At 64.4% G+C, this 19133-nt stretch carries 17 protein-coding genes and 1 riboswitch; of the genes, 10 read left to right on the top strand and 7 right to left on the bottom strand.

The genetic code is table 11. The features are described from left to right. The first annotated feature begins 286 nt into the window (after positions 1 to 286). A complete protein-coding gene (locus ASD31_RS24370) occupies positions 287 to 2251 on the top strand; it encodes an AI-2E family transporter (RefSeq protein ID WP_082520686.1) in 1965 nt (654 codons plus the stop codon). On the opposite strand, the gene ASD31_RS24365 is transcribed toward ASD31_RS24370, so the two are convergent. The 7 genes from ASD31_RS24365 to ASD31_RS24335 form a co-directional block, all read right to left on the bottom strand. After that, positions 2220 to 3032, bottom strand: coding sequence for a hydroxymethylpyrimidine/phosphomethylpyrimidine kinase (locus ASD31_RS24365; RefSeq protein WP_244483951.1), 813 nt, complete (start codon positions 3030 to 3032; stop codon positions 2220 to 2222). The genes ASD31_RS24370 and ASD31_RS24365 overlap by 32 nt on opposite strands. Beyond that, positions 3002 to 3607 (bottom strand): thiamine phosphate synthase, encoded by a 606-nt coding sequence (locus tag ASD31_RS24360; RefSeq protein WP_056340295.1) that lies wholly within the window; start codon positions 3605 to 3607, stop codon positions 3002 to 3004. Before ASD31_RS24360 ends, ASD31_RS24365 begins: the two co-directional genes overlap by 31 nt. Beyond that, entirely contained in the window at positions 3604 to 4377 is a 774-nt protein-coding gene (locus ASD31_RS24355; protein ID WP_056340292.1) for a thiazole synthase, read from the bottom strand. Before ASD31_RS24355 ends, ASD31_RS24360 begins: the two co-directional genes overlap by 4 nt. A 1-nt stretch (position 4378) precedes the next feature. After that, entirely contained in the window at positions 4379 to 4576 is a 198-nt protein-coding gene (gene thiS / locus ASD31_RS24350; RefSeq protein ID WP_056340290.1) for a sulfur carrier protein ThiS, read from the bottom strand. After that, entirely contained in the window at positions 4573 to 5619 is a 1047-nt protein-coding gene (gene thiO / locus ASD31_RS24345) for a glycine oxidase ThiO (protein ID WP_056340287.1), read from the bottom strand. The genes thiS and thiO overlap by 4 nt, the downstream gene beginning before the upstream one ends. A gap of 2 nt (positions 5620 to 5621) precedes the next feature. Further along, the gene (gene thiC / locus ASD31_RS24340; RefSeq protein ID WP_056340284.1) at positions 5622 to 7457 is read right to left on the bottom strand and encodes a phosphomethylpyrimidine synthase ThiC; all 1836 of its coding nucleotides are present in this window, start codon (positions 7455 to 7457) and stop codon (positions 5622 to 5624) included. Between the two features lie 92 nt (positions 7458 to 7549). Continuing rightward, a riboswitch (TPP riboswitch) is annotated at positions 7550 to 7688 on the bottom strand. A 29-nt stretch (positions 7689 to 7717) separates the two neighbouring features. Next, entirely contained in the window at positions 7718 to 8728 is a 1011-nt protein-coding gene (locus ASD31_RS24335; protein WP_056340280.1) for an AraC family transcriptional regulator, read from the bottom strand. A gap of 197 nt (positions 8729 to 8925) precedes the next feature. On the opposite strand from ASD31_RS24335, the gene ASD31_RS24330 reads away from it, so the two are divergent. The 9 genes from ASD31_RS24330 (at position 8926) to mmsB (ending at position 19103) form a co-directional block, all read left to right on the top strand. Then, positions 8926 to 9693: a 3-hydroxyacyl-CoA dehydrogenase gene (locus ASD31_RS24330; RefSeq protein WP_056340277.1), complete on the top strand. Its 768-nt coding sequence runs from the start codon at positions 8926 to 8928 to the stop codon at positions 9691 to 9693. 28 nt (positions 9694 to 9721) lie between these two features. After that, positions 9722 to 10909 carry an acetyl-CoA C-acyltransferase gene (locus ASD31_RS24325; protein WP_056340273.1) on the top strand — a complete coding sequence of 396 codons (1188 nt, stop codon included), beginning with the start codon at positions 9722 to 9724 and terminating at the stop codon, positions 10907 to 10909. A gap of 22 nt (positions 10910 to 10931) precedes the next feature. Further along, complete coding sequence (locus tag ASD31_RS24320) at positions 10932 to 12059, top strand: acyl-CoA dehydrogenase family protein (protein ID WP_056340270.1); 1128 nt, start codon at positions 10932 to 10934, stop codon at positions 12057 to 12059. A 64-nt stretch (positions 12060 to 12123) separates the two neighbouring features. After that, positions 12124 to 13356, top strand: a complete 1233-nt coding sequence (locus tag ASD31_RS24315; RefSeq protein WP_056340267.1) for a 3-methyl-2-oxobutanoate dehydrogenase (2-methylpropanoyl-transferring) subunit alpha — start codon at positions 12124 to 12126, stop codon at positions 13354 to 13356. Position 13357: 1 nt separating this feature from the next. Next, positions 13358 to 14371: an alpha-ketoacid dehydrogenase subunit beta gene (locus tag ASD31_RS24310; RefSeq protein WP_056340264.1), complete on the top strand. Its 1014-nt coding sequence runs from the start codon at positions 13358 to 13360 to the stop codon at positions 14369 to 14371. 2 nt (positions 14372 to 14373) lie between these two features. Then, positions 14374 to 15720: a dihydrolipoamide acetyltransferase family protein gene (locus ASD31_RS24305; RefSeq protein ID WP_056340262.1), complete on the top strand. Its 1347-nt coding sequence runs from the start codon at positions 14374 to 14376 to the stop codon at positions 15718 to 15720. A 5-nt stretch (positions 15721 to 15725) separates the two neighbouring features. Continuing rightward, the gene (gene lpdA, locus ASD31_RS24300; protein WP_056340734.1) at positions 15726 to 17123 is read left to right on the top strand and encodes a dihydrolipoyl dehydrogenase; all 1398 of its coding nucleotides are present in this window, start codon (positions 15726 to 15728) and stop codon (positions 17121 to 17123) included. Then, positions 17107 to 18210, top strand: a complete 1104-nt coding sequence (locus tag ASD31_RS24295; RefSeq protein WP_056340259.1) for an enoyl-CoA hydratase/isomerase family protein — start codon at positions 17107 to 17109, stop codon at positions 18208 to 18210. Before lpdA ends, ASD31_RS24295 begins: the two co-directional genes overlap by 17 nt. Further along, on the top strand, positions 18207 to 19103 hold the full coding sequence (gene mmsB / locus ASD31_RS24290; protein WP_056340256.1) for a 3-hydroxyisobutyrate dehydrogenase: 897 nt from the start codon (positions 18207 to 18209) through the stop codon (positions 19101 to 19103). The genes ASD31_RS24295 and mmsB overlap by 4 nt, the downstream gene beginning before the upstream one ends. Positions 19104 to 19133: the final 30 nt, after the last annotated feature.

Raw genomic sequence — 19133 nt, 5'->3', positions numbered from 1 at the left:
AGCCACCGATTATCTATTCTTTATTCAAACACCAGCAAGACCCCAGCTTTATTTTGCGAGCTCTTGTCCCCACAAAGGCGCCGATCCCCGGAAACGAGTAGAAGGCGACCCTGTCGGAAGAGGCGCTCCAGCTTCGGTGCCGTGCCTGATCGACAGGCCGGATATCGGCCGATCAGCCGCCTCTGCACTTCTTCTTTGCCCGTTGGCGACGAATATGCTTCCCTCTTGGAACAGACGGGGCTGGCGCGGTGTTAAAGGAGCGCTGAATTTCGACAGGGGGCGAAGGATGATCAAGCCGACGACGCTGCGCAACAGCTTGCAGGGCGCTCCCGCTCCCGCCTATCGGAGCCATTCGCCGATCCCCACTCTCGTGACGTTCATTGGTGTCGTAGCGGTGCTCTATCTGGCGCGCGAGGTCTTTCTGCCGATCGCGATCGCCCTGCTGCTTACTTTCGCCCTGGCGCCGGTGGTTTCCGCGCTTCGCAGGCTGCGCATGCCGCGTGTCGTCGCGGTGCTGGTCACCGTGCTCGTTACCTTCTGCGTGATCGGCGTTTTCAGCCTTATCGTCGCGCTGCAGGTCGGCGAACTGGCCAGGCATCTGCCGACCTACCAGTCGAATATCGTCACGAAGATCAAGACGCTGAAGGAGGGGGGCGAGGAAAACGGCATCATCGACCGGATAACCCGGACGATCGAGCGCATAAACAAGGAAATGGGCCGGCCGAAAGTGGATGTCGAGACCGGTCGGGAGCCGCCGCCGGAGGATCCGCTTCTGGTCGAAATCTATTCTCCCGACAATCCAGTCGAGGTCCTGACCAATCTTGTCATGCCGCTGTTCGCCCCGCTGGCCATGACTGGGCTTGTCGTGGTCGTGGTGATTTTCATGCTGCTCGAACGGGAGGATCTGCGCGACCGGTTCATCAGACTGGTCGGCTTCAGCGACCTGCACCGAACGACCGAGGCGCTGCAGGACGCGGCGCGCCGGGTGGGTCACTATCTGCTGATGCAGCTCATCGTCAACGTGACCTACGGCATTCCGATTGCCGCCGGTCTCTGGATCATCGGTATCCCGAATGCGATCCTCTGGGGGCTGCTGGCGATCGTGCTGCGCTTCGTTCCCTATGTCGGTCCGATCATCGCCATGATGCTGCCGCTCATCCTGTCGGTCGCGATCGCGCCCGGATGGTCGCTGCTGCTCTGGACCGCCGGTCTCTTCACGGTGATGGAGCTTCTGATCAACAATGTGGTCGAACCGTTGCTTTACGGGTCGCGGACCGGTCTGTCGCCGCTGGCGATCATCGTCTCGGCCATCTTTTGGGCCTGGATCTGGGGGGCGGTCGGGCTTGTCCTGTCGACGCCGCTGACGGTCTGTCTCGTCGTCCTTGGCAAGCATGTGCCGCAATTCGCCTTCCTGCATGTCCTGTTCGGCAGCGACCCGGTCCTTGAGCCGCATGCGCGGCTCTACCAGCGGCTGCTTGCCGGCGATCCGGTGGAGCCGACCGACCAGGCGGAGGAAATCCTCGAGAAGGAATATCTGGTGGATTATTACGCCAATGTCGCCATCCCGGCGCTGGTTCTCGCTGAGCACGATCGAGCCCGGGGCGTGATGGACAAGGAGCAGCTTTTATTGGTCTCGGCGACCGCCCTGACGCTGGTTTCGAACCTGGAAGACAGCGCCGCCGAGGAGATGGACGGGGACGAACCGGAAAAGCAGGATACGGAAGGCGAGGAAGCCGGCGATGCCGTGAAGGAGGAGCTGCCAGACGGCGCCGGACGCAGCATTCTTTGCATCGGCGGAAGAGGTGAGATCGATGATGTTTCCGCGGCCATGCTGGCGCAGGTGCTGCGGGTCGAGGGGGCGGATGCGAAGGCGGCCAGCTTCACCGCGATCGCGCCTGCCAATATCGGCAAGCTGGGCTCCACCGAGGTGGAAACGATCGTCGTCTGCTTCCTCAACGAGGATTCGCTCCGGCATGCGAAATATGTGGTTAGGCGGCTGAAGCGGGCCAAAGGCGCCGTTCGCCTGGGGATCGTCCTTTGGATGGATCCAGAGGAAGATGCCGAGGCCGGATCCGCCAGATTGAAGGAGGCGGAAGCGGAACTGAATGCCGATTTCGTCAAGGGCGACATGGTGTCGGCCGCCATCGCGGCGCTCACCAGGGCGGCGCCCGTCTCGCGTTCGGCGCCGCGAAAGGCAAAAGCAAGGCGCAGGCTGCCCATCAGTTCTGAAGTCCCGGAAGGCGCACAATAGAGCCAGGGGCGGTATTCGCGATCATTTCCCGCAACCTCTCGTGGACAAAGCTCTTGGCCGAGGCAATCGCGGTTTCGAGATCGTCTCCAAGGGAGAGGTGGGCGGCGACGGCGCTTGCCAGCATGCAGCCGGTGCCGCGCATCGATACCGCAAGTCGCGGGGCGGTGAACGAATAGGGGTCGCGATCGGGCCGGACCAGGATATCGGCGGATGCCGGACCTTCACTGTGACCGCCCTTTACCAGTACGGCCGGCGCGCCTGCGGTGACAAGATGTTTGGCCTGCTCGAGCGGAGCGAGCGTCGATGCGGCTCCGCTCAGCAGCGCCAGTTCCGGCAGGTTGGGCGTGATCAGCGCGCAACGCCTGAACAACCGGAGCAGCGGCTCCATGGCGTCTTCCGTCAGCAGCGCGCGGCCGGAGGAGGAGGCGAGCACCGGATCAAGCACGACGGGGAGCGCCGGATGGTCGGCAAGCACGGCATCGACGGCCCTGATCGTCCCGGCCGTCGCCAGCATGCCGATCTTGATCGCGGCGATCGGATTGGCCTTGAGGGCGGCACACATCTGTCCCGCCACCCGCTCCGGCGAGACGGCATCGACATGCTCGACGCCGTGATGCGTCTGGATGGTGACGGCGGTGATCGCCACCGAGGCTTTCACCCCGAAAGCGGCAAGTGTCTCGATATCGCGGACGATGCCGGCGCCGCCCGAGCAATCCGAACCGGCGACGACCAGCACATGCGGCATGCCGGTCACCGCCATTTCGCCGTGCGGTCGATCCATTCGCGCGTGCGCGCCTCCGGATCGGCATGGAGGGTAATGTCGGTGACCACGGCGGCGCTATCGGCGCCATGGTGAAAGACACTGTCGATGCGATCCACGGTGAGCCCGCCGATGGCGACCAGAGGCAGGGTGCCTATCCGCGCCTTCCAGTCGCGCAACCTATCGAGCCCCTGTGGCGCCCATGGCATTTTCTTCAGGATGGTCAGCCAGACCGGGCCCAGCGCCACGTAATCCGGTGCGGCGGCAATTGCCGTTTCCAACTCCTTATCGTCATGGGTGGAGAGGCCGAGCCTCATCCCGGCGGCGCGGATCGTGGCGAGGTCGGCAGTCGCCAGGTCCTCCTGTCCGAGGTGGACAAAATCACAGCCTTCCTCGATCGCCAGTTGCCAATGGTCGTTGACGATCAGCTTGCAGCCATGGGCGGCGCAGCTCGCCTTCGCCCGGCGGATATGGCCGCGCAGTTCCGTAGCGATCGCCTCTTTCATGCGCAATTGCACCAGCTTGACGCCGAGCGGCACGAGCCGCTCGATCCAATCGGCGCTGTCCACGATCAGATAGAAGGGGTCGAGCCTCATGAAAACACCGCCTTGCCGATGACCGGCGTCGAGGGAATCGCCATGTCGCGTGGCTCCAGCAGGCCGGCGTGATGGGCGGAGCGGCCGGCCTCGATCGCGCCGGCGAAGGCCGCGGCCATGGCAACGGGATCGCCGGCGCCGGCCACCGCCGTGTTCAGAAGGACGGCATCGAAGCCGAGTTCCATGACGGTTGCCGCATGCGACGGCCGGCCGATCCCGGCATCAACGATCAGCGGCACGTCGGGAAAATGCGCCCGCATGCTGCGCAGAGCGGAGAGATTGATCGGACCCATGGCGGAGCCGATCGGCGCGCACCAGGGCATCAGCACAGCGCAACCCGCCTCCAGCAGGCGTTCGGCCACGACCAGGTCGTCGGTCATATAGGGGAAGACCTTGAAACCTTCGCCCGACAGGATGCGCGCCGCCTCGACCAGTCCGAACACATCCGGCTGCAGCGTATCATGATTGCCGATCACTTCGAGCTTGATCCAGTCGGTGGCAAAGACCTCGCGCGCCATCTTCGCGGTCAGGACCGCTTCGGAGACGGTATGGCAGCCGGCGGTGTTCGGCAGGACCCTGACGCCGAGCGTCCGGATTAGTTCGAAGAAAGTACCGCTCTTGCTGGTGCCGGCGGTTTCGCGGCGCAGGGAGACGGTGACGATCTCAGTTCTGGAAGCGCGGACAGCATCGGCGAGAATGGCCGGCGAGGGATAACGCGCCGTCCCCAGAAGCAGGCGGTTGGAGAGGGAGGTTCCATAGAGGTCGAGCATCTCAACCTCCCTGCATCGGCGAGAGGATTTCGATGCGGTCGCGGTCGTTGAGGGCAAAGCCCAGGCGATCCTCGCGGTGCACCAGTTCGCCATTGACCGCCGTCGCCAGCCAGTCGCCCTCGTAGTCCAGCCAGACGAGGAGATCGGACAGGACCGCGATCTCGGTTTGATGATCTTCGCCGTTGATCGTCAGTTTCATCGGCTTGCTCTGATTTGCAATGGTTGATCGGGGTTTGCCCAGGCCGGGTAGGGGCGGGGCGGAGATGTCTCGGAATTGTCGAGCTGCGCGCCGTTGATCTCGGCCGCGAGCGCGCCGGCAAGGGACGGCGCAAGCAGGAAGCCGTGCCGGTAGAAGCCGTTGAGCCGAACGATGTCTCGGTCTCTCGTCCAGCGCGGCAGATTGTCGGGATAGGCGGGGCGCACGCCGGCGCCGGTCTCGACCAGTCTTGCCTCGCCGAAGGCCGGGTGCAGCGCATAGGCGGCATTCAGAAGTTCCATGAGCGAACGGGCGCTGATCGGGCCGGGGTCGTCACTCTCGATCATGGTCGCACCGATCGTGAAGCGGTTATCGCCGCGCGGCACGATATAAAGCGGGATGCGCGGATGCAGCAGCCGGACCGGCCGCGACAGGGCTATTTCCGCCGTTTCCAGCACCAGCATTTCGCCGCGCACGCCGCGCAGTTCCGGCGTCCGGCCGATCGCGCTTGCACCGGTGCAATCGACCACATGATCGAAGCCGCTGCGGGGATGGTCGGCATCCGCGCCGAAATGGAATCGGACGCCCATCGCCGTCAGTTTTGCGTTGAGCGATGCCATGGCGCGGCGCGGGTCGAGATGGGCCTCGCCTCGGAAGAACAGCGCTTTGCGAAAACGTTCGGCAAGTGCCGGCTCAAGAGCAGCGATGTCGTCTGCCTCAAGCCATTTGAAGCCGGTCGTGCGGGTCGCAAAGCGGGAAAGCTCCGCCGTATCGCGGGGTGGCGCCACCACCAGCGTGCCGTTCCTGACGACATGGCCGGGCAGGGCGCTATCCCACCAGCCGGCCGCGCCGCGCCCGAGCGTCACGACGGTCTCCGGCGCGCTTTCCGCCTCGCACCAAGGCGCCAGCATGCCGCCGGCAAACCAGGACGCACCACCACCGGGGCCGGCTGCGGTTTCCGCCACCTCGACTTCGACGCCTCGCGCGGCCAGTTCATGGGCAAGCGTGAGGCCGGCGACGCCGGCCCCCTTGATCAGGACGCGCATGGTCATTCTCCGGCAGGTGGCACGACCTCGTCGGCGGCAAGCGGCATGTAGAGGTCGCCGCCCGCCTGGAACTTGGCGGCCATCGCCGCCAGCCCCTCCTTCTGCGCCTCGGCGCGGATGTCATGGGAGAGGCGCATGGAGCAGAATTTCGGCCCGCACATGGAGCAGAAATGCGCCACCTTGTGGGCCTCCTTCGGCAGGGTCTCGTCGTGAAGGGCGCGTGCCGTTTCAGGATCGAGCGAGAGGTTGAACTGGTCCTCCCAGCGGAATTCGAACCGGGCGCGTGACAGCGCATCGTCGCGCAATTGCGCAGCCGGATGGCCCTTGGCGAGATCGGCGGCGTGGGCGGCGATCTTGTAGGTGATGACGCCGACCTTGACGTCGTTGCGGTCGGGCAGGCCCAGATGCTCCTTGGGCGTAACGTAACACAGCATCGCCGTGCCGAACCAGCCGATCATCGCCGCCCCGATGCCGGAGGTGATGTGGTCGTAGCCGGGGGCAATGTCCGTCGTCAGCGGCCCGAGCGTATAGAAGGGCGCCTCGCCGCAGACCTTCAGCTGCTTGTCCATGTTCTCCTTGATCTTGTGCATCGGCACATGGCCGGGGCCCTCGATGATCACCTGGCAATCCTTGGCCCAGGCGATCTGCGTCAGTTCGCCCAGGGTTTCCAGTTCGGCGAACTGCGCCGCGTCATTGGCATCGGCGATCGAGCCGGGGCGCAGGCCGTCGCCAAGCGAGAAGGACACGTCATAGGCGCGGCAGATGTCGCAGATTTCTTCGAAATGCTCGTAGAGAAAGCTCTCCTTGTGGTGATGCAGGCACCACTTTGCCATGATCGAGCCGCCGCGCGAGACGATGCCGGTGACCCGGTTGACCGTCAGCGGAATATAATGAAGCCGCACACCCGCATGGATGGTGAAGTAGTCGACGCCCTGTTCCGCCTGCTCGATCAGCGTGTCGCGATAGACCTCCCAGGTCAGGTCCTCGGCAATGCCATCAACTTTTTCCAGCGCCTGGTAGAGCGGCACCGTGCCGATCGGCACCGGCGAATTGCGGATGATCCATTCGCGGATATTGTGGATGTTGCGGCCGGTCGACAGGTCCATCACCGTATCGGCGCCCCAGCGCGTCGCCCAGACCATCTTGTCCACTTCCTCGGCCATCGAGGAGGTGACGGCGGAATTGCCGATATTGGCGTTGATCTTCACCAGGAAGTTCCGGCCGATGATCATCGGCTCGGATTCGGGATGGTTGATGTTGACAGGGATGACGGCCCGGCCGCGGGCGACTTCGGAGCGCACGAATTCAGGCGTTACGTGATCGGGAATGCTGGCGCCGAAGCTTTCTCCATCGCGGACCATTGCTTCCTTGGCGGCCTTGCGGCCGAGATTTTCGCGGATGGCGATATATTCCATTTCCGGCGTGATGATCCCGGCCCGCGCATAGGCAAGCTGAGTCACGGCCTTGCCGTCCCTGGCTTTCAGCGGCCGGTTGCGAAGGGGGAATTCCGGCGTCAGCCGTTCGCCGGTGGCAAAACCGTTGTCCTCGGGTTTGACATGGCGGCCGTCATAGGCCTCGACATCGCCGCGGGCGGTGACCCAAGTTGCTCTGTGGCGCGGCAATCCGGCATCGATCGAGACCGTATGGGAGGTGTCGGTGTAGGGGCCGGAGGCATCATAGACCACAACCGGTTGTTCGCCGGCTGTGGGGTGGAGCGCGATCTCGCGCATCGGCACGCGAATGTCCGGGTGGAGATCGCCGGGGATATGGATTTTTCGCGAGGCCGGCAGCGGGCCGGCGGTGACGGTCGGAGGATTTGTTCGTGCGGCAATAGTCATGGTTGAGGCTCCAATTAGCGGTTGGAGACCCAGTCATCAGAGCCGGAATGATGAAAAGACGCTGACGCGAATCCGGGAAAGGAATCCGAGCTGCCGCAGCGCTTGCACCGTCCCTACGCCAGTATGAACTGGATCAGGTTCAACGGGTCACTGCGCTGAATGAAGGCGGCAAGGCCGCGTTTCACCCCAGCAGACTCTCAGCCCCTTGTCGGGACCCCCCTGGTGAATGCGGCAAGTAAGGCATGGATCGAAGCCTCCCGTCAAGGGCCGGCGAAGGCACCGGGATTGCGCCGGAAGCCGCCGGGACTGGTGGAGGTCCATTTGCGGAAGGCGCGAAAAAAGGCGCTGGGTTCGGAAAAGCCGAGCTGTGCCGCGATCTCGCCAACGCTGCTTTTGCTGTTGAGAAGCATGTCTATGGCGAGATCGCGGCGGATTTCGTCCTTGATCTCCGCATAGCTCTGGCCTTCGCCCTGCAGGCGGTGGCGAAGCGTCGAGGGCGACATGCGCATCTGAGCCGCCAGTTCGCCAAAGCCGGACCAGGCCGAGGGCGACGTCTGGCGCAACCGTTTGCGCACGCCGGCCGCCAGTCCCGCGTCGTAGCGGTAGCGCACGAGAATATTGGCGGGTGCTGCGCGCAAAAACTGCTTCAGGGCCTGCTCGCTGCGCACGACCGGCAGTTTCAGCAGCGCGGCATCGAAGGCAAGGCGGCTGACGGTTTGTGAAAACCGCACCGGTGCGCCGAAGAACAGCCGATAGTCGGCGCCCTGCTGCGGTTCGGCGCAGCGGAAATCTACCATGCGGATGGGGATGCGCCGCCCGACCAGCCAGCAGGTAATGCCGTGCAGCAGGATCCAATAGGTTCGGTAGGCGAAGGCAGAGCGGGCCTCGCCTTTGTCCGTCAACACGATCTGGGCAAGTCCGTCGCGGATGACGAGCGTGCCGCTCGGGTCTTCGAGCACCACGTCGAGAAAGCGCAGCGCCCGGCGAAGCGCCTGCTCCAGGGTTCCGGCATGCAGCACGCAGTGGCACAAAAGGGTGAAACTGCCGCGCCGCATCGGCCGGCCGCCCATGCCGAAGAATTCGTCATCGACTTCGGCTGCGATGGCCAGCCAAAGGGCGCCATAGGCCTCCGCCGAAACGGGGCTGTCCACCACCGGCGGCAGGCCAAGCCTTGCAAGCAGCGGTGTGGTCGGCCTGCCACGTCGGCGCAGGCAGTCGAGCGCCTCCTCGACGAAGGAGGGCGAAATCATGCGCCGATCCGTTTCGGTCATCGAGGTCTCCCTGTTGTGGCAAAAGCGGCCGAATGTTCCGGACAATCAGGTCATCGCTTGCAATATCGCGCCGGCATACAGTCCGGCAAGACGGCGCGGCCAAAAAGCCGGCGCCATCGCTGAAACGTGGCAGGGGAGGACTGCATGACGGATCGGAAACCAGATTGGACGGTTGCCCGGCGTATTGGAGCGATTCCATGCTGATCGCAGGCAAGGTCTTCGTGGTCACGGGCGGCGGCTCCGGCCTCGGCGCCGCGACCGCCCGCATGCTGGTGGAGGCCGGCGCGCGGGTCATCCTCGCGGATGTGAATGTGGAGGCCGGCGAAAGAACGGCCGGCGAACTGGGTGCAAGCGCCCGTTTCCTGCGCACAGATGTCACCAGCGAAGCCGACGGCAAGGCTGCGGTCGATGCTGCCGTCGAGAGTTTCGGCCATCTGCACGGCCTGGTGAATTGCGCCGGTGTCGCGCCGGGCGAAAAGATACTCGGGCGTGATGGGCCGCACCGGCTGGACAGCTTTGCAAGGGCCGTCGGCATCAACCTCATCGGCACCTTCAACATGATCCGGCTTGCGGCCTCTCTCATGCAGAAGGAAGCACCGGACGGTGAGGGCGAGCGCGGCGTCTTCATCAATACGGCTTCGGTCGCCGCCTTCGACGGACAGATCGGCCAGGCGGCCTATTCGGCCTCGAAGGGCGGGATTGTCGGCATGACGCTGCCGATCGCCCGCGAACTCGCGCGCTTCGGTATCCGCGTCGTCTCCATCGCGCCCGGTATTTTCGAAACGCCGATGATGGCGGGCATGCCGCAGGAGGTGCAGGATGCGCTCGGCAAGAGCGTGCCCTTCCCTCCGCGGCTGGGGCGGCCGGTGGAATATGCCGCGCTGGTGCGCCATATCTGCGAGAACAGCATGCTGAACGGCGAAGTGATCCGTCTCGACGGCGCCCTGCGCATGGCGCCGCGTTGATCCTGAAACTCGAACTCCGGAGAGTGAAATGAGACTGGATGATCCGATCGTCATCGTCGGCTCCGCCCGCACTGCCATTGGCGGTTTCCAGGGAGACCTCGCCCAGGCAACGGCGCCGGAATTGGGCGCGGCCGCCATCCGTGCCGCGCTGGAACGGGCAGGGCTCGCACCGGACATGGTGGACGAGGTGGTTTTCGGCTGCGTGCTCTCGGCCGGCCAGGGCCAGGCGCCCGCCCGCCAGGCGGCCATTGGCGCCGGTCTTCCCTTTGCTGCCGGCGCCTCCACGGTCAACAAGATGTGCGGTTCGGGCATGAAGGCGGTGATGCTTGCCCATGATCTGCTCTTGGCCGGCAGCGCCGAGATCGCGGTTGCCGGCGGCATGGAAAGCATGACCAATGCGCCCTATCTGCTGGATCGCGCCCGCGGGGGCTACCGGCTTGGCCATGGGCGCGTCATCGACCACATGTTCCTCGACGGGCTGGAGGATGCCTATGACAAGGGGCGGCTGATGGGCACGTTTGCCGAGGACTGCGCCGAAGCCTACCAGTTTACCCGGCAGGCACAGGACGAGTATGCGATTGCCTCGCTGACCCGCGCGCAAAAGGCGATCGACGGCGGCTGTTTCGATATCGAGATCACGCCGGTTACGGTCAAGGCCGGCAAGGCCGAGCAGACTGTCACCCGAGACGAGCAGCCGGGCCGGGCAAGGCCGGATAAAATCCCGACCCTGAAGCCCGCCTTCCGCGATGGCGGCACGGTGACGGCGGCCAACTCCTCGTCGATTTCGGACGGTGCTGCGGCCCTGGTGGTGATGCGCCGCTCGCAGGCCGAGAAGCAAGGCCTTTCGCCGTTCGCCACTATCATTGGCCATGCCACCCATGCGCAGGCGCCCAATCTGTTTGCGACTGCGCCGATCGGCGCGCTGAACAGGTTGAGCGAACGCACCGGCTGGAACCTTGCGGATGTCGATCTGTTCGAGATCAACGAGGCCTTCGCCGTCGTCGCCATGGCGGCGATGCGCGACCTTGATCTGCCGCATGACAAGGTGAATGTTCATGGCGGCGCCTGCGCGCTTGGCCATCCGATCGGTGCATCCGGCGCCCGCGTCATCGTCACGCTGCTTTCGGCGCTTGAGCGTTACGGGTTGAAGCGCGGCATGGCGAGTTTGTGCATCGGCGGCGGCGAGGCGACCGCCATTGCCGTCGAGCGCCATTGAGCGGCGCGGAGGGAACAGAGGCATGATCCTGTCTGAACTGCAGCAACAGATCCGCGAGGTCGCCCGCGACTTTGCCCGCGAGCGGCTTTTGCCGGGCGCTGCCGAGCGCGATGTCTCGCATGCCTTTCCGAAGGCGGAACTGAAGGAAATGGGCGATCTCGGTTTCCTCGGCATGCTGGTGCCGGAAGCCTATGGCGGCTCGGAAACGGGAACCGTCGCCTATGCGCTGGCGATCGAGGAGATTGCCGCCGGCGACGGCCCCTGTTCGACGATCATGAGCGTGCACAGTTCGGTCGGCTGCGTGCCGATCCTGAAATTCGGCACGGAAGAGCAGAAGCAGCGTTTCCTGCCGAAGCTTGCCTCGGGCGAATGGATCGGCGGCTTTGCGCTGACCGAGCCGCAGGCAGGGTCCGATGCTTCCAATCTGCGCACGCGTGCCCGCCGCGACGGCGATGACTATGTGCTGTCCGGCACCAAGCAGTTCATCACCTCCGGCAAGAACGGCCAGGTGATCATCGTCTTTGCCGTCACCGATCCGGATGCCGGCAAGAAAGGCATTTCCGCCTTCATCGTGCCCACCGATACACCGGGCTACGAGGTCGTGCGGGTGGAAAACAAGCTCGGCCTTCATTCCTCCGATACCTGCCAGATCGCCTTCAACGAGATGCGCATTCCAGCCGACCTCAGGCTGGGGGCGGAAGGCGTGGGCTACAAGATCGCGCTTGCCAACCTCGAAGGTGGACGCATCGGCATTGCCGCGCAATCGGTGGGCATAGCACGCGCGGCCTTCGAGGCGGCGCGCGACTATGCCCGCGAACGCATCGCCTTCGGCAAGCCGATCGTTGAACACCAGGCGGTGGCCTTCCGTCTTGCCGACATGGCAACGAGGATCGAGGCGGCGCGCCAGCTGGTGCTGCATGCCGCCGAGTTGAAGGAAACGGGCCAGCCCTGCCTGACGGAAGCCTCGATGGCCAAGCTGTTTGCGTCGGAAATGGCGGAAAAGATCTGCTCGGACGCAATCCAGATTCATGGCGGCTATGGCTATATGTCGGATTACCCGGTCGAGCGCATCTACCGCGATGTCCGCATCTGCCAGATCTATGAAGGCACGAGCGACGTGCAACGCATCGTCATCGCGCGTAGTCTGTAAAAATGTTGGCCCGCTTCCGGGAGAGAGCAAGGAAGCAGGACCCACGAAGGAGGAAGCACACGGCATGACCGAGTTCCCGCAACTGAGCCTGCATGTTCCCGAGCCCGCGGTGCGGCCCGGCGGCCAGCCGGACTTTTCCAATGTCGATATCGCCAAGGCGGGCTCGGTTCCAAGGCCCGAGGTGGATGCCGCGCCGGAGACGATCCGCGACCTCGCCTATTCGATCATTCGCGTCCTCAATCGCGACGGCGATGCCGTCGGCCCCTGGGCGGGCTCGCTGTCGGACGCCGAATTGCTGACCGGGCTGCGTCACATGATGAAACTGCGCGCCTTCGATGCGCGCATGCTGATGGCGCAGCGCCAGGGCAAGACATCCTTCTACATGCAGCATCTGGGCGAGGAGGCCGTCGCTTGCGCCTTCCGCAAGGCGCTCAAAAAGGGCGACATGAACTTCCCGACCTATCGCCAGGCCGGCCTCCTGATCGCCGACGACTATCCCATGGTCGAGATGATGAACCAGATTTTTTCCAACGAGCGCGATCCGCTGCGCGGGCGGCAATTGCCGATCATGTATTCGTCGAAGGAACATGGCTTCTTCACCATTTCCGGCAATCTGGCGACCCAATATGTCCAGGCGGTCGGCTGGGCCATGGCATCGGCCATCAAGAACGACACCAAGATTGCTGCCGCCTGGATCGGCGATGGCTCGACGGCGGAATCGGATTTCCATTCGGCGCTGGTGTTTGCCTCGACCTACAAGGCGCCGGTCATTCTCAATATCGTCAACAACCAGTGGGCGATCTCGACCTTCCAGGGCATTGCGCGCGGCGGCTCCGGCACGTTTGCGGCCCGCGGCCTCGGTTTCGGCATCCCGGCGCTGCGCGTCGATGGCAACGACTATCTCGCCGTCCACGCCGTTTCCCATTGGGCGGCGGAGCGGGCCCGGCGCAATCTCGGGCCGACGCTGATCGAATATGTCACCTACCGGGTCGGCGCGCATTCGACCTCGGACGATCCGAGCGCCTATCGGCCGAAAACCGAATCCGAGGCCTGGCCGCTCGGCGATCCCGTTCTTCGCCTGAAAAAGCACCTGATCCTGAAGGGCGCCTGGTCGGAGGAGCGCCATGTTCAGGCCGAGGCCGAAATCCTCGACGAGGTGATCCAGGCGCAGAAACAGGCGGAAGTGCACGGCACGCTCCATGCCGGCGGCAAACCTTCCGTGCGTGATATTTTCGAAGGCGTCTACGCCGAAATGCCCCCCCATATCCGCCGCCAACGCCAGAAGGCAGGGTACTGACATGGCCAGAATGACGATGATCGAGGCCGTGCGCAGCGCCATGGACGTGTCCATGGAGCGCGACGACAACGTGGTGGTGTTCGGCGAGGATGTCGGCTATTTCGGCGGCGTCTTCCGCTGTACGCAGGGGCTGCAGGCGAAATATGGCAAGACGCGTTGTTTCGATGCGCCGATCAGCGAGAGCGGCATTGTCGGCACGGCGATCGGCATGGCGGCCTATGGGCTGAAACCCTGCGTCGAAATCCAGTTTGCCGATTATATGTACCCGGCCTATGACCAGATCACCCAGGAAGCGGCCCGCATCCGCTACCGCTCGAACGGCGATTTCACCTGCCCGATCGTGCTGCGCATGCCCACCGGCGGCGGCATTTTCGGCGGCCAGACGCACAGCCAGAGCCCGGAGGCGCTGTTCACCCATGTCTGCGGCCTGAAAGTTGTTGTTCCATCAAACCCCTATGACGCCAAGGGCCTGTTGATTTCGGCCATCGAGGACCCCGATCCGGTGATGTTCCTCGAGCCCAAGCGCCTCTATAACGGCCCTTTCGACGGCCATCACGACCGGCCGGTGACGCCCTGGTCGAAACATGAACTGGGCGAGGTGCCCGAGGGCCATTACGCCATCCCCATCGGCAAGGCGGAAATCCGGCGGCAAGGTTCGGCGGTCACCGTGGTCGCCTATGGAACCATGGTTCACGTCGCTCTGGCGGCGGTGGAGGAAACCGGCATCGACGCCGAGGTGATCGACCTGCGCAGCCTGTTGCCGCTCGATCTCGATACGATCCTGCAATCGGTGATGAAGACCGGGCGCTGCGTGGTCGTGCACGAGGCAACGCTGACCTCCGGCTTCGGCGGTGAAGTGGCGGCGCTGGTGCAGGAACATTGCTTCTATCATCTGGAAGCGCCGATCGTGCGGGTAGCGGGCTGGGACACGCCCTATCCGCATGCACAGGAATGGGATTACTTCCCCGGGCCCGGCCGCGTCGGGCGGGCGCTTGCCGAAGTGATGGAGGCCTGACCATGGGTGAATTCACCATCAAGATGCCGGATGTCGGCGAAGGCGTGGCGGAAGCCGAGCTTGTGGAATGGCACTGTAAGGTCGGCGATCCCGTGCGCGAGGACATGATCCTGGCTGCCGTGATGACTGACAAGGCGACGGTCGAAATTCCCTCACCTGTGACCGGAACCGTTCTTTGGCTCGGTGCAGAAATCGGCGATATCGTCGCCGTCAAGGCGCCGCTAGTGCGCATCGGGATCGCCGGCGAGGGCGGAGACACGCTAAGTGACGAGGCAGGCGAGGGCGGTGCATCGGATGCGGTTACGACGACGGAAACAGTGACGGCTTCTTCCCCTTCTTTCCAGCGGGGAGAAGGTGGCTCGCAGGGTCGGATGAGGGGGGCGGTTGGCTCGGAGCAGGCGAAGACACCCCCTCATCCGCCCTTCGGGCCCCTTCTCCCCAGCGGGGAGAAGGTAAACCGAGCCGCACCCGACGCACTTGCCAAGCCGCTGGCCTCGCCGGCCGTCCGGCTTCGGGCGCAGGATGGCGGCATCGACCTGCGCCAGGTCTCCGGCACCGGCCCGGCCGGCCGTATCACCCATGACGACCTCGATCTTTTCATTGCACGCGGCTCGCAACCGGCCGCCCCGGCGGGCCTTGCCAGGAACACCAGCGTCGAGGAGATCAAGGTCACGGGCCTGCGCCGCCGCATCGCCGAGAAGATGTCGATCGCCACCTCGCGCATTCCGCACATCACCTATGTCGAGGAAATCGACGTCTCGGATCTGGAAGACCTGCGCGCCGCGATGAACCGCGCCCGCAAGCCCGAGCAGCCGAAGCTGACGATCCTGCCCTTCCTGATGCGGGCACTGGTGAAGACGATTTCGGAACAGCCGGGTGTCAACGCCACCTTCGACGACAATGCCGGGATCATCACCCGCCATGGCGCCGTGCATATCGGCATTGCCACGCAGACGCCGGCGGGGCTGACGGTTCCCGTCGTGCGGCATGCGGAAAGTCGCGGCGTCTGGGATTGCGCCTCCGAGCTGATCCGGCTTGCGGAAGCGGCGCGCACCGGCACGGCACTGCGCGAAGAGCTTTCCGGCTCGACCATCACCATCACCTCGCTCGGGGCCATGGGCGGCATCGTCACCACGCCGATCATCAATCATCCGGAGGTGGCGATCGTCGGGGTCAACAAGATCATGACGCGCCCGGTCTGGGACGGCGTTCAGTTCATTCCGCGCAAGATCATGAACCTGTCGTCGAGTTTCGACCACCGGGTGGTGGACGGATGGGACGCGGCGAGTTTCGTCCAGCGGATCAGGACGCTGCTCGAAACCCCCGCATTGATTTTCATCGAAGGCTGATGTCCATGAAAGAGATCGTCTGCAAGCTTCTCGTCATCGGTGCCGGCCCCGGCGGTTATATCTGCGCCATCCGCGCCGGCCAGCTCGGTGTCGATACCGTCATCGTGGAGGCGGTGAAGGCCGGCGGCACCTGCCTCAATATCGGCTGTATTCCCTCCAAGGCGCTGATCCATGCGGCCGAGGAATTCGAAAAGGTCCGGCATATGGCCGGCGGCGAGAGCCCGCTCGGCATCAGCGTGGAGGCCCCGAAACTCAACCTTGCGGCAACGGTCGCCTGGAAGGACGGCATTGTCGGCCGCCTCAACAGCGGCGTGCTCGGGCTGTTGCGCAAGGCGAAGGTCAAGATCGTCCATGGCCGCGCCAAATTCCGCGACGGCAAGACGGTGGAGGTGGAGACCGAGACCGGAATGCAGGTCATCCGCGCCGAAGCGGTGGTCATCGCCACCGGCTCGCAACCGGTGGAACTGCCGTCGCTGCCCTTCGGCGGTCCGGTGATCTCCTCGACGGAGGCACTGTCGCTGCCGGCCGTGCCGCAAAAGCTGGTCGTCGTCGGCGGCGGCTATATCGGGCTCGAGCTTGGAACGGCCTTTGCCAAGATGGGTTCGGCCGTGACGGTCGTCGAAGCGGCCCGGCAGATCCTGCCACAATATGATGCGGACCTGGTGAGGCCGGTTTCCAAACGGCTTGGAGAACTTGGCGTGCGGGTGCTGACCGAAGCCAAGGCGAAAGGGCTTTCGGGCGATGGCGGCGCGCTTGTGATCGAGACCGTCGACGGTAAGGAACAGAGCCTGCCTGCCGACAAGGTCCTCGTCACCGTCGGCCGCAAGCCGCGGACCGAAGGATGGGGGCTGGACGAGCTCGATCTGGCACGTGCCGGCCACTTCCTGCTCATCGACGATCAATGCCGCACCTCGATGCGCGGGGTCTATGCGATCGGCGACATTACCGGCGAGCCGATGCTCGCACACCGCGCCATGGCGCAGGGTGAAATGGTCGCCGAAATCGTTGCCGGGAAAAAGCGCGCCTGGGACAAGCGCTGCATTCCGGCCGTGTGCTTCACCGATCCGGAGATCGTCACGGCCGGCCTGTCGCCGGACGAGGCGCGTGCCCAGGGCCACGATATCCGCATCGGACAATTTCCGTTCAGCGCCAATGGTCGGGCAATGACCATGCTGGCGGAAGACGGCTTCGTGCGGGTGGTTGCCCGCACTGACACCAACCTCGTGCTTGGACTGCAGGCGGTCGGCGCCGGTGTTTCCGAACTTTCCAGCGCCTTTGCGCTGGCGATCGAGATGGGCGCGCGGCTGGAGGATATCGCCGCCACCGTCCATGCGCATCCGACCCGCAGCGAAGGCTTGCAGGAAGCAGCAATGAAGGCGCTTGGCCATGCCCTCCACATCTGATCACGCTTCCCCCGACAACAGCCAGACGCTGATCGAGCGGGCCGGCACGCTCGGCCGCATCCGGCTCAACCGCCCCAAAGCGCTGAACAGTCTGACGCTCGAGATGGTGCGCGATATCGAGGCGGCGCTGGACGAATTCGAGGCCGATCCCCGCATCGCCGCTATCCTGGTGACCGGCGAGGGCGAGCGCGGGCTGTGCGCCGGCGGCGATATCCGCGCCATCCATGATGGCGGCAAGGCCGGTAACAGGGAGCCGGAAACCTTCTGGCGCGAGGAATACCGCCTCAACGCCCGGATCGGCCGGCTGGTGAAGCCCTATGTGGTTTTCATGGATGGCATCGTCATGGGCGGCGGAGTGGGGCTTTCGGCCTATGGCAGCCACCGTATCGTCACCGAGCGCACCCGTCTGGCCATGCCGGAAACCGGGATCGGCTTCTTTCCCGATATCGGCGCGTCCTGGTTTCTCACCCGCCAGCCGGGCGAGCTCGGAACCTATATGGCCCTGACCGGCGAACCGCTGGGGGCCGAAGACACGATCGCGGTCGGGCTTGCCGATTTCCATGTTCCCTCGCAGCGCCTGCCGGCCCTTGTCGATGCCTTGCGCGACCTTCCGACCAATGCCTCCTCCGGGGATGTATCCGCCCTTGTCGGCTCCTTCCATGAGGTCCCGGCGCCCGGCACGTTGAAGCCGCAGCGCGCGGTAATCGACCGGCTGTTTTCAGACGATAGCGTCGAGGCGATTTTCGAGGCACTGGAGCGCGAGGGTGGCGCCTTCGCCGAGAAAACGCTTGCCGTCCTGTCCGCCAAATCGCCTCTCAGCCTCAAGGTCACGCTCCGTCTCCTCCATCTCGGCCGGCGGACGCCGTCGCTGGAGGCTTGCCTGGAACGCGAATTCGCTGCGACTGTGGCCGTGCTTGCCAGCCACGATTTCTACGAGGGCGTGCGTGCGGCGGTGATCGACAAGGATCGCAATCCGCAATGGCGACCGGCCCGTCTTGCTGAGGTGACGGAGGCGGATATCGCGCCCTATTTTCGGCCGGCGGCCGAGCCGCTGTTCAGCAATATCAAGGGAGAAGCAATAGAATGACCACGATCGGTTTCATCGGCCTCGGCCATATGGGCGGCCCCATGGCGGCAAACCTGGTCAAGGCCGGGCACAGGGTGAAAGGCTTCGACCTTTCGCCGCAATCGCTGGACCAGGCGCGCGAAAACGGCGTCCTGCCCTGCAAGACGCTTGCCGAAACGGTTGATGGCGCCGAGACGGTGATCACCATGCTGCCGGCCGGCAAGCATGTGGTTTCCGTGTGGGAGGATCTGGTGGCGGTGGTGTCGGCCGGCACGCTGCTGGTCGATTGCTCGACCATCGATATCGATAGCGCCCGCAAGGCCCATGCCATGGCCGCCGCCAAGAACTGCCCTTCGCTCGATGCGCCGGTATCGGGGGGAACCGGTGGTGCGAGCGCCGGCACGCTGAGCTTCATGATCGGCGGCGAGCGCGATGCCTTCCTGCGGGCGGAACCGCTTTTCCAGGCCATGGGCAAGCGTATCGTCCATTGCGGCGATGCGGCGGCCGGGCAGGCGGCGAAAATCTGCAACAACATGATCCTCGGCATCAGTATGATCGCTGTCGGCGAGGCCTTCGTGCTCGGCGAAAAGCTCGGTCTGTCGCATCAAGCGCTGTTCGACGTCGCTTCCGCCTCGTCCGGCCAGTGCTGGTCGCTGACGACCTATTGCCCTGTGCCCGGGCCTGTTCCCGCCTCTCCCGCCAACAATGATTATCGCCCGGGCTTTGCCGGCGCGCTGATGCTGAAGGACCTGCTTCTGTCGCAGGAGGCCGCCGGCGCCGCGGGCGCCATGACGCCGCTCGGCGCAAAAGCCGCCGAACTTTATCGCTCCTTCGTTGAGAACGGCGGGGGTGACAGTGATTTTTCCGGCATTATCAATCTTTTACGTGACAGTTCGGGCTCCGGTGGAGAATAATCGCCGAAAGGCATTCAAGGAGACAAGCCC

It is taken from the genome of Rhizobium sp. Root482 (genome assembly GCF_001426565.1).
In the GTDB taxonomy this organism is placed as follows: domain Bacteria; phylum Pseudomonadota; class Alphaproteobacteria; order Rhizobiales; family Rhizobiaceae; genus Pararhizobium.
Note: the sequence above shows the minus strand (reverse complement) of the source record. Positions and strands in the feature narration are given on the sequence as shown.

Bases quoted from the DNA above. Each gene is read 5' to 3' on its own strand.
- ASD31_RS24370 (WP_082520686.1), top strand. From the start codon at position 287: ATGATCAAGCCGACGACGCTGCGCAACAGCTTGCAGGGCGCTCCCGCT.
- ASD31_RS24365 (WP_244483951.1), bottom strand. From the start codon at position 3,032: ATGGATCGACCGCACGGCGAAATGGCGGTGACCGGCATGCCGCATGTG.
- ASD31_RS24360 (WP_056340295.1), bottom strand. From the start codon at position 3,607: ATGAGGCTCGACCCCTTCTATCTGATCGTGGACAGCGCCGATTGGATC.
- ASD31_RS24355 (WP_056340292.1), bottom strand. From the start codon at position 4,377: ATGCTCGACCTCTATGGAACCTCCCTCTCCAACCGCCTGCTTCTGGGG.
- thiS (WP_056340290.1), bottom strand. From the start codon at position 4,576: ATGAAACTGACGATCAACGGCGAAGATCATCAAACCGAGATCGCGGTC.
- thiO (WP_056340287.1), bottom strand. From the start codon at position 5,619: ATGCGCGTCCTGATCAAGGGGGCCGGCGTCGCCGGCCTCACGCTTGCC.
- thiC (WP_056340284.1), bottom strand. From the start codon at position 7,457: ATGACTATTGCCGCACGAACAAATCCTCCGACCGTCACCGCCGGCCCG.
- ASD31_RS24335 (WP_056340280.1), bottom strand. From the start codon at position 8,728: ATGACCGAAACGGATCGGCGCATGATTTCGCCCTCCTTCGTCGAGGAG.
- ASD31_RS24330 (WP_056340277.1), top strand. From the start codon at position 8,926: ATGCTGATCGCAGGCAAGGTCTTCGTGGTCACGGGCGGCGGCTCCGGC.
- ASD31_RS24325 (WP_056340273.1), top strand. From the start codon at position 9,722: ATGAGACTGGATGATCCGATCGTCATCGTCGGCTCCGCCCGCACTGCC.
- ASD31_RS24320 (WP_056340270.1), top strand. From the start codon at position 10,932: ATGATCCTGTCTGAACTGCAGCAACAGATCCGCGAGGTCGCCCGCGAC.
- ASD31_RS24315 (WP_056340267.1), top strand. From the start codon at position 12,124: ATGACCGAGTTCCCGCAACTGAGCCTGCATGTTCCCGAGCCCGCGGTG.
- ASD31_RS24310 (WP_056340264.1), top strand. From the start codon at position 13,358: ATGGCCAGAATGACGATGATCGAGGCCGTGCGCAGCGCCATGGACGTG.
- ASD31_RS24305 (WP_056340262.1), top strand. From the start codon at position 14,374: ATGGGTGAATTCACCATCAAGATGCCGGATGTCGGCGAAGGCGTGGCG.
- lpdA (WP_056340734.1), top strand. From the start codon at position 15,726: ATGAAAGAGATCGTCTGCAAGCTTCTCGTCATCGGTGCCGGCCCCGGC.
- ASD31_RS24295 (WP_056340259.1), top strand. From the start codon at position 17,107: ATGCCCTCCACATCTGATCACGCTTCCCCCGACAACAGCCAGACGCTG.
- mmsB (WP_056340256.1), top strand. From the start codon at position 18,207: ATGACCACGATCGGTTTCATCGGCCTCGGCCATATGGGCGGCCCCATG.